This window comes from Sphingomonas sp. GC_Shp_6 (genome assembly GCF_026540835.1).
In the GTDB taxonomy this organism is placed as follows: domain Bacteria; phylum Pseudomonadota; class Alphaproteobacteria; order Sphingomonadales; family Sphingomonadaceae; genus Sphingomonas.
On the sequence record NZ_JALNUO010000006.1, the window covers coordinates 1 to 13814 of the forward strand.

Below are 13814 nucleotides of genomic sequence, written 5' to 3' on the forward strand. Positions count from 1 at the left end.
GCGTTCAGCGACCGCGGTGCGGTAAACTGTCGGATGAGGCACGCCCATCGGTAGGATCTGATCCCCTTTACTTGGGAGAAAGCCGGCGCTCGCGCGTTGTAGATCTTGCCTCGCTTGGGGTCTCGTCGCTCCCACGGAGGATCATCTCTTGTCCGACCCATCTACCAGCCGCGTCCTGCAACCGGTCACGATCGGTGATCTGCAGCTACGAAATCGCATCGTCATGGCGCCGCTGACACGCAGCCGATCGAACGATGACGGTGTGCCGCCCGGCTTCGCCGCCGACTATTACGGCCAGCGCGCCGACGCGGGTCTGATCATCACCGAGGCGACCAACATTTCAGCGCAGGCACGCGGCTATGCGATGACTCCCGGCATCTGGTCGGACGCGCAGGTTGCCGCGTGGCGCCAAATCGTCGATGCCGTGCACCAGTGCGGCGGCCTGATCTTCCTTCAGCTCTGGCATACTGGCCGCATCTCGCATCCCGACCTGCATGGGGGTGAGCTTCCCGTGGCTCCCTCCGCGATCGCGGCGGAGGGACAGGCGTTCACCAGCGACGGCATGAAGGACTTCGTCATCCCGCGTGCGCTGGAGACCGACGAGATCCCCGGCATCGTCGAGGATTACCGCCACGCCGCCTCACAAGCGAAGGCGGCCGGCTTCGACGGCGTCGAGGTCCATGCCGCGAACAACTACCTCCTCGAGCAGTTCATCCGCGACAGCACCAATCGTCGCACCGACGTTTATGGCGGCTCGATCGAGAACCGCCTGCGCTTCCCCCTCGATGTAGTCCGTGCTGTGGTCGATATCTGGGGCGCAAACCGGGTCGGCATCCGCATCTCGCCCGCGACGACGGAGCCCGGCAAGACGCCGCTCGACAGCCAGCCGGCGCAGACCTTCGACGCATTCGTAGACGCCCTGTCCGAGATCGGCCTGCTCTACATCCACGACATCGAAGGCGTGACCCAGCAGACGCGCGACGTGCCCGAGGGCATCGACTTTCAGGCGCTACGCAAGCGCTTCTCCGGCGCTTACATCGCCAACAACCAGTACACGCTCGACCTCGCCGAGGAGACGCTCGCCAATGGCGACGCCGATCTGTTCAGCTTCGGCCGACCGTTCCTCGCCAATCCCGATCTCGTTGAGCGCCTGCGCACCGGCGCCCCGCTTGCCGAGGCTCCCAAACAATATTGGTATGGTGGAGGCTCGGTTGGCTACTCCGACTGGCCGGGGATGCGCGGGCCGGCGGGCCTTGAGTAGGACGATTTCGCGTGAGGTCAGCGTAGCCGGGCAGCCTCAAGGACGCGCCTGAGATGCGCGCCAAGATGTGTGACAAGCAGGACGGCATCATCAAGGTGTTCATGTGCCCGCACGGCTCAACCGCATTATTGCTTCTTCCGGCGCCTTGGCTGGACGAAGCAATGACCCAAAAGGCGACATTTTGGGTTGGAGCTCGGGTCCGAGAAGTGGTCGTTCGTTCAAGCGGTGCGCTAAGGCCAACGTCGCTGTCGCTGATAGCGCATCGCGTCGGTTAACGTAATTTTCATCTCAAGAGAGTAGAAGAAAGACGTACCTTCAGCAAACGACGCGAGAATGCCGAGCATCCTACATCTTCGCCTGGGTGCAATGACGAGCGACGTTCGAGCCGCTCAGATCAGATCGGTCGGCGTTGGCTATCCAGCCACCTTCTGCGTGACCATGATGGTGGTGGCTATCCTGCTGCTCACGAGCAGGACCGGAAGCGATCTGCGCGCGATGTTGCTGGGTTCGTCGTCCTTGACCTTGGTAAGCCTGGTCACCTTGCGAAGCTGGATGGCCGGTCGGCGGGCGGGATGGTGTATCGCTGACTGTGGAATCGCGCAGCGAAAGCTAGTGGTTCAGGCGATCGCGACCGCAGTCTCCTGGTACGTGCTGCTTGCCGCCGTAGGTATGGCAAGCGGCGGGCGTCAACGCGAACTCATCGACTGCGTGATGCTTGGCGTCCTATCGGCCGGCGCGATGCGCTACGCTGCGGTTCCGCTCGCAAGCCTCGCCTTCATATTGGCGGGGTTCGTGTCCATCGTCCTGTACGCATTAGTCATCGGCCTGCCCGGCGCGGTTTTCGGCCTCTTGTGCCTGTTCATCGTGCTGCTGACGAGGACCGTCCTCGAGCAAGCGCGGCTCGCCAGGGAGTACCGCAACATCAGCGATGCGGCGATGTTGGCAGCCGTGCAACGCGAACAGTCGAAGGCAGCCTCGGCGTCAGCCGACCAAGAGGCGGCTGCAAGGGCGGAACGACTGGCGTCGGACGTACGCGAGCGCAGCGCGACTGCGGAACGCGAGATGGCAGTGGTGCGCAACGCGGAGCTTGGATCACTGTCGCAGACCTTTAAAAGCACCGTTCGACCGGTCGCCCAGGACCTTGCCCTCAAAGCGGAACGCGGCTTCACGATCGCGCAGGCGCTCACCGACGGCACCGCCCGCTGCGTCGCCAGCGCATCGCGCCTCGTGCCGCGAGCACGCGAGATCGCGGCGGGCAACGACTGTTTGGCCACAGGGGCAATCGCCCTCAACCAGATGCTGGAACGCGTCAGTACGGGCATGCGCGAGCAGACACAGAAGGCAATGCGGATCGAAGCTGAGCTCGACACGAATGAGGCCGCTTCCATCACGCTGGCGCGTCGCGCGCTCGTCGTTGATAGAATCGTCGCGCTCATCGCGGACTTGGCGACGCAGACCAACCTGCTAGCCCTGAACGCTTCGATCGAGGCGGCCAGGGCCGGCGCGGCTGGCAGCGGCTTCGGCGTCGTCGCGAGCGAGGTCAAGCGCCTCGCCGAGCAGACGAAGGTCGCGGCAACCGACGTTGCCTTGGAAGTCGGGGCCATCCAACGGGCGATCCGCGACGTGACAATCGGCGTGTCGACCGTGCGGACCACCTTCGGCACGATGCCGGCGGTCATGGCCTCAGTCGACGAGGCGATCGCCGCACAGCAGAGTCTGCTTCAGTCCGTCACCACGCAATCCAAGGCTGCAGTCGAGCTCAACACGCTGCTGGACGACGAGACCAGGGCCATGGCCGGCGACGCATCGACCGCGAGCAACTATTCGGCGGAACTGCTCGCAACGATCTCAGCGGCCGGCGACGGTGTGCGCCTGCTCGGTGCGGCAGTCCGCGACTTCCACGACGAGATCGAAGCGACGATCAGCAAACCAATATTAGCAGACGTGCCGCACACAGGCCGCGTAGCCGTAACGCTGATGGATCCCTAGGCCACAAAGATAGAAGCTGTGGATCGGCGACGCCGCTAGTGAGCCTTCGAACGAGGCTTCGACCCAGTTCCGGCCGTTCGCGACCCGTCTTCAGCTTCCCAACTCCAGTCGCCCGTTCATGTCGGTTCAACGTCCGGTATCAGGCGTTCGAAAGGGACTGCGGAACGGCTTGAGGTGGTGGCTAGCCGTCCGTCTGCTTTCCGGCTGTAATCTGCCACTCGGCGCGGCCGTTCCTACGGCTCCAAAAGTTCTAGCGCTTGACGATGGTAGCTATCCATTCGCTCAAAGCTACTGTGCGACAAAGCTATTGCGTCTTCTTCGCGAGTCGCCATCCCCTCCTTAATCAAGAAGGCAATCCAGCGATCCCCAACTAATTTAGTTTTTGATGTTAAGTTGACTATGTTGTCAACATACATCGTCTGGTTTCTTAACGCAGCAATGTACATGTGGAGCATCATATCCCACGCGTATTCATCGAATATGTCCGCCGGAAAGTGTCCATAACGAAGAGCCCTGAGGGCCACCTGCGTTTTTGCCATATCGAGCGGGCTATCGAAGCTTGCCATATCGATCTCATTCCGGGGCAATAGTCACCCCGTGCAAATCCTGATAGTAAGTATCAGTCTCACCGACCCAGCTCAGATCGGACGTGCGCAATGGACGACCCTATGAGTGCCGACAAGCTTAAAACGCTGATCATGGCGGCATTGGCGGAAGCGGACGGCCAAGGCGAGACGTTGATCGCGTGCCTCCTTGCGCAAGCGCTTGATACCATCGAGCGCCGCCCCGGTGCTGCGGTGATTGCGGGCGCTTAAACGTCCGCAAGTGGGCGTTTGCCGCACGGCGGCTATCGGCGTCCGCTTTGCCGATGGCGAACGGCGCGTCCTGGTGGTAAGCCGAAGGGCAGCTTACGGGTAAGGATGCAGGTCATCTGCCTTTCACCGCATCAATGATGCGGGCCGCTTGGACAGTGGCAGATCTGTCTGGCGCGACGGTATATAGCGCGGTCAGATAGGCTCGATCTGGATCGGTAAGCGTCGCCGGTCGATCGGCCTCTTCGGCAGTAAAGAGCTTTAGGATCGTAGGCGCGGTGCCCTGCGGCGCGTTCGAGCGCACCCTCGCCAGGATTGCGAAGGCGGCATAATCGGCCACCGCGTCAAGCCGCCGTCCCCTGCTGAGCGGCACATCGACAAGCACGACTGCGCATTGGATCGCCACGCGGGTTGGACTGGAGATCAAGCTGGAGCGATAGCTGTCGAGATAGCGTGTCTGATCATTTTGCGGTACGGGCGAGTTGCCCGTTCCATTGGCCCCGAAGGCCGCACTTGGCGTAGATTGCAACTGGCTGCCGTCTGCACCCTCGGTGAGCGTTCCGTACCACCATATCACAGGGGCGCTGCTTGCGCGCAGAGCACGGGCGTCGGGAAGCGGCAGGTCATGAAGTAGCAATGGCTCGCGACGCTCCATCGCCGCGAGCAACGCATGTGCGCTCGGAGTAAAAACCACGATCGCATTGGCTTTGCACCCCGCCTTGCCTATCGGCGCCCCCGCCGCCAACGCAGCAGCGCGGATGCGGTCGGAAACGCGCGCCGCAATGTTGGCTGCGACGCCCGACACCATGGGACACAATGGGGTGTGCCAACGTGCAAACTGCCCGTTGACCGGCGTGGCCGAGAGGCTGCGCACAAAATCACGCGCCTCACGCTTCTGTTCCTCCACTCTGCGCGCCGTAACTATGACGTCGGGCACCTCCGCTTTGGGGGGCATCTGCGCAGCCACCACACTGGTTGCGCACAAAGCTATCAGCATGGTGGTCGTTCTCACCCACTTTTGCATAATCAAATTCCTGCATGGTGCGCTCAGCTTGACCGCATCACCTATCCGCGCACGTCACCTCGGCGGCTTTTTAGGAGAGTGCAGGACACATTGGGTGTCCGCAAGTGGGCGCTTCCTGCCCGACAGCTTTCCCGCTCAATAGCTGCCGGTCGGCTTTCAGGAGATGCGCGCGCTGGATCGAGGTCGGAACCGAGGTGTGCGTCGGCTGGGGTCTGCCTATTTTCTGAGATGCACCGAATTAAGATAGGCCCCGGCCGTCGCCGTGATCGCGGCATCGACCTTGGCGCGGACCGCGTATTGCGAGACATACAGGTCAGATTGTCCAGCAAAGGCGCGCCCGAACATCGTTTCCGGCTTGCCCGTCGCAGGATTGAGCGGACAGTCGAGCCGCATTGTAGCGATGGCAACCGCGCCGTCGCGACCATCTACAATCGGCCCAAGTATTGCGCCCGGACAAGCCCGCCCCATCAGGCTACCAAGCCGCTCAGCGAAGGCGTGGGGTCCAACTTGGGCCAGTCCGCCGAAACGCTGCACAGTTACCATCTGCGTCCAGGCTTCGACCGTTTCGCCCGTCGGAACACGCTCCTCAATGCTTTGGTTGGCCTGCGCTGCCTTGAAGCCGACCTTGAACCCGGATGGCATTGGTGCGTCGATCGTCTCGACCGGCCCCACCACCTGCAGCGCTAGCATCAGCAACGCAATCATGATCGTCCCCTCGTTTCTGCTCGTCTTGACCCTGCGCCGCAACGCGCTCCCTCACCAGCGGAAAGTCCGCAAGTGGGCGCTAACCGCCTGCTCGTCTTACCTTGGCCGGCGATGGTGCGGGTGGGTCGGGTCGCAGATTTTTGCAGTCGGCGGCGGTCACGTCGTCGGCCCATCGCTGGTAGTAGCTGGGATCATCTGGCGGGGTTGTGCGACAGATTGGCGGCTCTTCGCGATGACACCCACTCGCCCCGATGACTATTGCCGCACCGATCAAATGCCTGAACGAACGTCGCATTTGGGGATGATCGCATGGCGCCTCTGTCGTCCGCAACTGGGCGAAAACGGACCGGCAGCTTTGCCGCCCGAAAGCCGCCGGCCCGCTTTCAGCGATCATCCTCCCGCTCGCGGCTTCCGAACGGCGGTAGGTGGTGGGAACGGACAGGCAGCTTTCAGGAGGCGGCTGGCGATAGCTACCGTTCCCGAAAAGGATCGAGAAATGGGAATCTACCCAGCGCGACCGGATTTGGATACGAACTGCTAAAAGCGACCAGGGAAATGCAGCATGGATGGCAAGTGGGGGTTCGGGGTAGCGTTGATTGTGGTCGCCGTGGCTGCATCTGCAAGCACTCGACAGGCCGTTGAGGTTCGCACGTCCGATGTGACCAATTTCTACCGGCTGTACGATGCCGCCAACGGCAAACCGTCCGCCAGCCCACTCCAAGAAGATTATATAGATAAGGGAACAGACGGCGTGCGCCAGTTCGTGCCTTATCGCATCATTTCCGGCGAAGCGCTTGCTAAGGAAATTAGCAAAGAAGAGCTTGTCTATCGGCAAGCTCGATCATGCATGGAAGTTCTTCCAGCCGTTAAGGCCAAGTTACGCGGCTCCTTCCGCCGATTGGCTGCCCTTGATCCGCAAGCAAAATTTCCACCAGTCACCATACTCATTGGTCGGAATAATAGCGGTGGCACCATAGGAAAATCCGGGGTTCTGATCGGACTGGAAGTAGTATGCCGATCCTCATGGCTACAACCTGATTTAACGGAGCGCCTTTATCATCTTATCGCTCACGAGTACGGACATGTCGAGCAGTCACCGGAGCTAGACGCGGATAGCGACGACACCACGGTTTTGAAGGCATCGCTTGTTGAGGGCGTTGCTGAACTGGTAGCTCAGTTAACCTCCGGGCAGGTTAGCAATATTCATCTTCAGAAGTGGACAGCAGGTCACGCCAAAGAAATCGATCAGCGGTTTATTGATGACGCCAATAAGAAGGATATTTCAGCTTGGCTATACAACGGCGTTGGCACGCCAGAAAAGCCCGGCGATTTGGGATACTGGGTGGGCTATCGCATCGCGAAGGCGTATTACGACAGAGCTGCAAACAAGCGTGCCGCCCTCAGAACGCTGCTCGATTTGAAAGACCCGGCAGCGATCCTCAACGATAGTGGTTGGAAACCTGGCACGTAAGACTGCCAGTGAGGCTCGATCGCCGTTCCTGATTGGGAAGGTACAGCGGGAAAGGCGTGGTGCGACAGTGGTTTCATCGTCGCCAAACGTGCCGCTTTCCCAAAATCTGTTCCCGGTTGGGTTTTCCCGAAATTGCCTGCCGGACATGGAAAAACGGGAATCTAATGACGGCTCGAACGGCAGGTCTCAGGATCGTGCGCGTACAGACTGAACGACCGGATTTGGGCGATTGCCGACAGGCAGCTTTTGGCGCGACCACGCCGTGAAGCTGCCCTACCCCGCTGAGGACCGAAGAGACCCAGATGCGGCCATTCACCCGATTAATCAGCTCCCCGGAACCGGACACTTGTTCATCGATCCGGCTTCACGCCAAGCGTTGATGACGCTCAGCGAACATCATGGCACAACGTTCAGATGTGCAAGGTCCAACCGTCGTGGAAGAATGCCACCGACCGTCCGGTGCTACCGTGGCCGATCGTCGCGGGCGCGTTCCTTCATTTCGCGCTTCCGGCTTACCTGCTCATCGGGCTCGCCTGCGGTGCGGCGGGGCTTCTCGCCGGACTGACTCCGCCTGATCTTGTCGCGAGGGCGCTGCCGTACAGCATCCGGTTCGCCGTCGCTTACCTGATCCTGGCGGTGATCGCGACGGCGGTGGCCGCGGTGCTCGACCCACCTCTCCGCCGACGCCGACAACGCCGTGCCGGACGAGATCCCGGGGCCGCCGAGCGGCAATCGCGGCGCAACCTGGTGTGCGCGCTGGCGGAGGGGCGAGCACGGCTGGATGGTGACGCTGTGTTAGCGCTTGACGATATCGCCGCCATAACCTGGCAGCATGCAGAGCCGGCATTTCAGTCGATATCGGCCGACCTTAGCGAAGTTGTTAGGACCTCGGTCGCCGCGATGGCCACGGCAACACCGCAGCGTCAGCAAGAACTCGCGACCGTCACGACAGCAACGCTGACCCGCATCGTCGCCGTCCTTTGCGACCTGCAAGAACGACGCGGCCGGGTTGACGAAGGCGACCTGCACACTGTCGCCCGCTACATCGACAGTCGCTATCCGCCATCCGATTACGCTAGCGACTCGGTGCAGTGAGGCGTAATCAGATGGGGAACGCTCAGGGGGCGTTCGTCTATAGGTCCCAAGGACACCTCACCACATGACAAACCTGTACGTGCTCGGCGCAGCGATCGCCGTGGCTCTCATTGTCGTCGTGCTTTTCATTGCTTCGCGCTGCGTTCGATACGTCGGCAACAACCGCGTCGCCATCGTCGAGAAAATGTGGAGCCGCAACGGCTCCATCGCCGGCGGCCTGATCGCGCTCAACGACGAGGCGGGATATCAACCAATCGTTCTTCGCGGCGGCTATCACTTCTTCATTCCCTTCCAATACCGCGTCCACGCCCAGCCATTGGTGACCATCCCGCAGGGGCAGATCGGCTACATCTTCGCCCGCGACGGTGCGCCGCTCGGCCCGACCCAGACGCTGGCAAGCAACGTGCGCACCGCCGACTTCCTCGACGTACGGGCTTTCCTGTCGAACGGCGGTCAGAAGGGACCGCAGCGGACGATCTTGCGCGAGGGCACTTATGCCATCAACCTCGCCCAGTTCGTGGTTATCACCCGCGAGCAAATCCATGGACTGATGCTCGAGGCCAATGACGGCCCGCTGTTTGCCGAGATGCAGAGCGTCATCGCCCAGCGCGGCGGCTTCGACGCGGTCGTCATCAAAGATGCAAACGATCAGATCGGCGTAGTGACGGTCCATGACGGCCCCGCTCTGACCGCCGACCAGATCATCGCGCCCGAGGTCGGGACCGACCAGAACGACAGCGCGACCTTCCACAACAGCTTTCAGGATCCGGAGAAGTTCATCGCCGCCGGTGGTCGCCGCGGCCGACAGCTGCAGGTGCTCGTCGAGGGCAGCTACTTCATCAATCGCCTGTTCGCGACCGTCGAGATGGTCGCCAAGACGGTCATCGAGGTCGGCCATGTAGGGGTCGTCATCAGCTATACAGGCGACAGCGGCGCCGACACCTCGGGCGACGATTACCGCCATGGCGAGCTGGTGGACCGGGGAACGCGCGGCGTATGGAGCGAGCCGTTGCTGCCGGGCAAATATGCATTCAACACCTATGCCGGCAAGATCGTCGTGGTGCCGACCACCAACTTCATCCTGAAATGGGACCAGGACACCACGGGCCAACACAAGCTGGACGAGAACCTATCGGAGGTGTCACTCATCACCCGCGACGCGTTCGAGCCAACGCTGCCGCTCTCCGTCGTGGTGCATATCGATTATCGCAAGGCGCCGCTCGTCATCCAGCGATTCGGCGACATCAAGAAGCTGGTGGAGCAGACGCTCGACCCGATGGTCTCCGCCTATTTCAAAAACGTCGCGCAGAAGAAGACGCTTATCGAACTGCTGCAGGAGCGTTCGGACATCCAGGAACAAGCTGGCGAGCAAATGCGTGCACGGTTCACCGCCTATAATCTCGAACTGCAGGAAGTTCTGATCGGCACGCCTCGTGCAGTGGGCGGCAACGACCAGATCGAGAAGGTGCTGCAGCAACTGCGCGAGCGGCAGGTAGCCGAAGAGCAGGTGACCACGTACGCCAAGCAGCGCATTGCCGCCGAGGGCGAGAAAGAACTGCTGGAGTCGCGGGCACGCGCGCACCAGCAGACGTCGATCACGGAATCCGAACTGTCGATCACGGTGCAGGAGAACCAAGGCAAGGCAGCGCTGAAGCGCGCAACCCAGGATGCCGAACAGACCCGCACCCTCGCAAAGGCAGAGTCCGACCGCATCCGCATCATCGGTGAGGGCGAGGCCGCGAAGGTCGTCGCGTTGGCAGGCGCTGAGGCAGACCGCATTACGAAGACCGGTCTTGCCACCGCCGAGACGATCGAGAAACAAGCCGCGGCGTCGGGCGGCGCGCAGTACCAGTTAACGCGGCAGGTAATTGAGCGGCTGGCCGAGGCGCTGGAGAAGTCGGGCGTCGACATCGTACCACGGGTGCAGATCAACAGCGGATCAGTCGCAGCCGGAGAAGGCGGTGGCGGCTCGCTGCAGGCGCTGATCGGGATGCTGCTATCGGAAAAGGGCATGGCGATGCTGAACAGTCCAGCCGCCAACGACAAGGCGGGATTGCCCAATCACTCGGGCATTGCCGCTGAGTGAGGAATAGCGAGCGGCGTTGCTGTGGAGGCCGATCCCGACCTCCACAGCCTTCCGCGGCGAAAGCTTGCACCCGGTCGTCATGCACCCACCGCCCTCTGCGTTGAACGACGCGACACTGCTGAAATCGCGGAATGACCCATAGTCAGACGTTCACGCCCCCTTTCCCGCTCCCCAACTTTGGACGCCCGTTCATCGTCTTGATATGACAGAATATCCAAGGCGTGCTCGAATGCGGCAGTGGCTAAGCTGTTTATATCCGCTATGCTGGATACATGGATAATGATTCGACCATCGCCGCCCTGGGCGCGCTCGCGCAGGGCACCCGGTTGGACGTGTTCCGCCTCCTGGTCCGGCACGAGCCGACTGGCATGGCGGCGGGCGAGATCGCTCGCGAGCTCGACGTGCCGCAGAACACCATGTCGGCGCATCTCGGGATCCTCGCGCGCGCCGGAATCGTCCGATCCGAGCGGCACAGCCGGTCCATCATCTACCGCGCCGACCTTGACGGCCTGCGCGCGCTGACGCTGTTCCTGGTCAAGGACTGCTGCGCCGGGTCGCCCGAGCTGTGCGCGCCCCTCGTCGCCGAACTCACCTGCTGCTGAAGGAACGCGCCATGGTCGTCGACGTCGTGATCTACCACAACCCCGCCTGCGGCACGTCGCGCAACACGCTGGCGATGATCCGCAACGCCGGCATCCAGCCGCACGTCGTGGAGTATCTGAAGACCCCGCCCTCGCGCGCCCTGCTGGTCGAACTGATCGACCGTGCCGGAATCACGCCCCGCGATCTGCTGCGCGAGAAGGGCACGCCCTACGCCGAGCTCGGCCTCGGCGACGCCTCGCTGACCAACGACGCGCTGCTCGACGCCATGATCGCGCACCCGGTCTTGATCAACCGGCCGCTGGTCGTCTCGCCGCTCGGCGTCAGGCTCTGCCGTCCGTCCGAGGCCGTCCTCGATCTGCTGCCCGAACCGCAACTGGGTGCGTTCGCCAAGGAGGACGGCGAACAGGTGGTGGACGCCTCCGGGCAGCGCATCGCCTAATGCTTCTCGCCCTCGCCATCTTCGTCGTTACCATCGCGCTGGTCATCTGGCAGCCCCGAGGCCTCAGCATCGGGTGGAGCGCGATAGGCGGCGCGGCCGTGGCGCTGCTCGTCGGGGTGGTCTCGCTCTCAGACGTCCCGGTGGTTTGGGGCATCGTCTGGAACGCGACCGCCACGTTCGTCGCGATCATCATCATCAGCCTGCTGCTGGACGAGGCCGGATTCTTCGAATGGGCGGCGCTGCATGTCGCGCGCTGGGGCGGCGGGAACGGCCGGCGGCTGTTCGTCCTGATCGTCCTACTCGGCGCAGCCGTGTCGGCGTTGTTTGCCAACGACGGCGCGGCGCTGATCCTGACGCCGATCGTCATCGCGATGCTGCGGGCACTCGGCTACCGCGACCGGGCGACGCTGGCGTTTGTCATGGCGGCCGGCTTCGTGGCCGACACCGCCAGCCTGCCGCTGATCATCTCCAACCTAGTCAACATCGTGTCGGCCGACTTCTTCCGCATCGGATTCGCCGACTACGCCTCGGTGATGGTGCCGGTGGACCTCGCATCGATCGCCGCGACGCTGGTCGTGCTGCTGTTGTTCTTCCGCCGCGACGTACCGACGAGCTACGACGTCGCACAGCTCCGCACGCCGGTCGACGCGATCCGAGATCGCGCCACGTTCAAGGCGGGCTGGGTCGTCCTCGCCGCTCTCCTGGCCGGCTTCTTCCTGCTCGAACCCATCGGCGTTCCGGTTAGCGCCGTCGCTGCTGCCGGCGCAGTCCTGCTGCTCGCCGTCGCCGCGCGCGGGCACGTCATTGAGACCCGCAAGGTCCTGCGCGGCGCACCGTGGCAGGTCGTGATCTTTTCGCTCGGCATGTATCTGGTCGTCTACGGCCTGCGGAACGCCGGCCTGACCGACCATCTCGCCGGTCTCCTCGACCGTGCCGCCCAGGGTGGCGTCTGGGGCGCGGCGTTCGTTACCGGCATCATCGCCGCGCTGCTATCGTCGGTGATGAACAACATGCCGACGGTCCTGGTCGGTGCCCTGTCGATCGACGCCACTCACGCCACGGGCGCTGTCCGCGAGACGATGGTCTACGCCAACGTGATCGGCTGCGACCTCGGCCCCAAGATCACACCGATTGGCTCACTCGCGACGCTGCTGTGGCTACACGTCCTCGGCCAGAAGGGCATCCGGATCGGCTGGGGCTACTACTTCAGGATCGGAGCGACTCTGACCGTCCCGGTGCTGATGGTGACGCTCGCCGCACTCGCGCTCCGGATCAGCGCGCAGTGAGCCGTGAAAACCCCCTGAACACCACCGGAAACCCCAACTGATGCCCCTCCACACCCTAACCGACCCAGACCATCTGCCCGCGCTCGATCGCCGCTACGCGCTGAATCGTCCCGCTCTGGGGCTGGGTGCGGGCGACCCGTCCCCGCGCATCCTGCTGCTCTACGGATCTTTGCGCGAGCGGTCCTACTCCCGGCTGTGCGTCGAGGAGGCGGCGCGCCTGCTGCGCTTATTCGGCGCGGAGACGCGCATCTTCGACCCGTCGACCCTGCCGTTGCCGGATCAGGTGCCCGGCGACGACCAACCGGCCGTCCACGAGCTGCGCGAGCTGTCGATGTGGTCGGAGGGACAGGTGTGGTGCAGCCCCGAGCGACACGGCCAGATCACCGGCATCATGAAGCTGCAGGTCGACCACCTGCCGCTGTCGATGGGCGGGATGCGCCCGACGCAGGGTCGAACCCTCGCCGTTATGCAGGTGTCAGCCGGATCGCAGTCGTTCAACAGCGTGAACACCCTGCGCGTCCTCGGCCGCTGGATGCGGATGGTGACGATCCCGAACCAGTCAAGCGTCGCCAAGGCGTTCGAGGAGTTCGACGACGCAGGACGCATGAAGTCGTCCAGCTACTACGATCGCATCGTCGACGTGATGGAGGAACTGATCCGCTTCACCATACTGCTGCGACCGCACACGGCCCAACTGGTCGACCGGTATTCGGAGCGGAAGAACGCCGGAGTGCCGATCAACGCTGCGACCCATCTGTCGAGCATCGCGGCGGCACCGCAGGAACCTGGCTGACTGAATGGCACCTCTTGGCTCGGCTGTCATAATCCGGACGACTGCCCGTGAGCATCGACGGGTGCCCGGACCCTTGGCCGCCAAGACCCAGTTGTGGTCACTCGCGCCATCGTCACCGCTTCCCAACTTCCGTCGGCCGTTCATCTTCGCGATAAAAGGTTTTGATACCCGTCCGCCGGCTCCCAAATGCCGCAACTCAACCTAGGATGAGACCCATTGATGTGAGTGTCGGAATGGGAGCCAAGCAACC

The 13814-nt window shown here is 62.7% G+C and carries 14 protein-coding genes; 11 read left to right on the plus strand and 3 right to left on the minus strand.

Translation table 11 applies throughout. The annotated features are described in order from the left end of the window. Positions 1 to 148: 148 nt before the first annotated feature. The 3 genes from OXQ95_RS09025 to OXQ95_RS09035 all read left to right on the plus strand — a co-directional run bounded on the left by OXQ95_RS09025 (position 149) and on the right by OXQ95_RS09035 (position 3250). Complete coding sequence (locus OXQ95_RS09025) at positions 149 to 1261, plus strand: alkene reductase (RefSeq protein WP_267381255.1); 1113 nt, start codon at positions 149 to 151, stop codon at positions 1259 to 1261. A 53-nt stretch (positions 1262 to 1314) separates the two neighbouring features. Further along, entirely contained in the window at positions 1315 to 1536 is a 222-nt protein-coding gene (locus tag OXQ95_RS09030; protein WP_267381256.1) for a hypothetical protein, read from the plus strand. A gap of 163 nt (positions 1537 to 1699) precedes the next feature. Further along, on the plus strand, positions 1700 to 3250 hold the full coding sequence (locus OXQ95_RS09035) for a methyl-accepting chemotaxis protein (RefSeq protein WP_267381381.1): 1551 nt from the start codon (positions 1700 to 1702) through the stop codon (positions 3248 to 3250). A gap of 233 nt (positions 3251 to 3483) precedes the next feature. On the opposite strand, the gene OXQ95_RS09040 is transcribed toward OXQ95_RS09035, so the two are convergent. Beyond that, positions 3484 to 3816, minus strand: a complete 333-nt coding sequence (locus tag OXQ95_RS09040) for a hypothetical protein (RefSeq protein WP_267381257.1) — start codon at positions 3814 to 3816, stop codon at positions 3484 to 3486. A 102-nt stretch (positions 3817 to 3918) separates the two neighbouring features. Here OXQ95_RS09040 and OXQ95_RS09045 point away from each other — a divergent pair, with 102 nt between their 5' ends. Then, positions 3919 to 4065, plus strand: coding sequence for a hypothetical protein (locus OXQ95_RS09045; protein ID WP_267381258.1), 147 nt, complete (start codon positions 3919 to 3921; stop codon positions 4063 to 4065). 112 nt (positions 4066 to 4177) lie between these two features. Here the strand turns inward: OXQ95_RS09045 and OXQ95_RS09050 are convergent, their stop codons facing one another. Together OXQ95_RS09050 and OXQ95_RS09055 are read right to left on the minus strand one after the other, a co-directional pair. Beyond that, positions 4178 to 5086 (minus strand): hypothetical protein, encoded by a 909-nt coding sequence (locus OXQ95_RS09050; protein WP_267381259.1) that lies wholly within the window; start codon positions 5084 to 5086, stop codon positions 4178 to 4180. 216 nt (positions 5087 to 5302) lie between these two features. Continuing rightward, a complete protein-coding gene (locus tag OXQ95_RS09055) occupies positions 5303 to 5791 on the minus strand; it encodes a hypothetical protein (protein WP_267381260.1) in 489 nt (162 codons plus the stop codon). Positions 5792 to 6353: 562 nt separating this feature from the next. Between OXQ95_RS09055 and OXQ95_RS09060 the strand changes: the two genes are divergently transcribed. The 7 genes from OXQ95_RS09060 to arsH all read left to right on the plus strand — a co-directional run bounded on the left by OXQ95_RS09060 (position 6354) and on the right by arsH (position 13564). Continuing rightward, positions 6354 to 7262 carry a DUF2268 domain-containing putative Zn-dependent protease gene (locus OXQ95_RS09060; protein ID WP_267381261.1) on the plus strand — a complete coding sequence of 303 codons (909 nt, stop codon included), beginning with the start codon at positions 6354 to 6356 and terminating at the stop codon, positions 7260 to 7262. A 414-nt stretch (positions 7263 to 7676) separates the two neighbouring features. Next, positions 7677 to 8357: a hypothetical protein gene (locus tag OXQ95_RS09065; protein ID WP_267381262.1), complete on the plus strand. Its 681-nt coding sequence runs from the start codon at positions 7677 to 7679 to the stop codon at positions 8355 to 8357. A gap of 64 nt (positions 8358 to 8421) precedes the next feature. Next, on the plus strand, positions 8422 to 10443 hold the full coding sequence (locus tag OXQ95_RS09070; protein WP_267381263.1) for an SPFH domain-containing protein: 2022 nt from the start codon (positions 8422 to 8424) through the stop codon (positions 10441 to 10443). A 272-nt stretch (positions 10444 to 10715) separates the two neighbouring features. Next, positions 10716 to 11045: a metalloregulator ArsR/SmtB family transcription factor gene (locus OXQ95_RS09075; protein WP_267381264.1), complete on the plus strand. Its 330-nt coding sequence runs from the start codon at positions 10716 to 10718 to the stop codon at positions 11043 to 11045. Between the two features lie 11 nt (positions 11046 to 11056). Continuing rightward, entirely contained in the window at positions 11057 to 11485 is a 429-nt protein-coding gene (gene arsC, locus OXQ95_RS09080) for an arsenate reductase (glutaredoxin) (RefSeq protein ID WP_267381265.1), read from the plus strand. Further along, positions 11485 to 12771: an arsenic transporter gene (locus OXQ95_RS09085; RefSeq protein ID WP_267381266.1), complete on the plus strand. Its 1287-nt coding sequence runs from the start codon at positions 11485 to 11487 to the stop codon at positions 12769 to 12771. The genes arsC and OXQ95_RS09085 overlap by 1 nt, the downstream gene beginning before the upstream one ends. 40 nt (positions 12772 to 12811) lie before the next feature. Then, positions 12812 to 13564 carry an arsenical resistance protein ArsH gene (arsH, locus tag OXQ95_RS09090; protein ID WP_267381267.1) on the plus strand — a complete coding sequence of 251 codons (753 nt, stop codon included), beginning with the start codon at positions 12812 to 12814 and terminating at the stop codon, positions 13562 to 13564. The last annotated feature ends 250 nt before the right edge of the window (positions 13565 to 13814 follow it).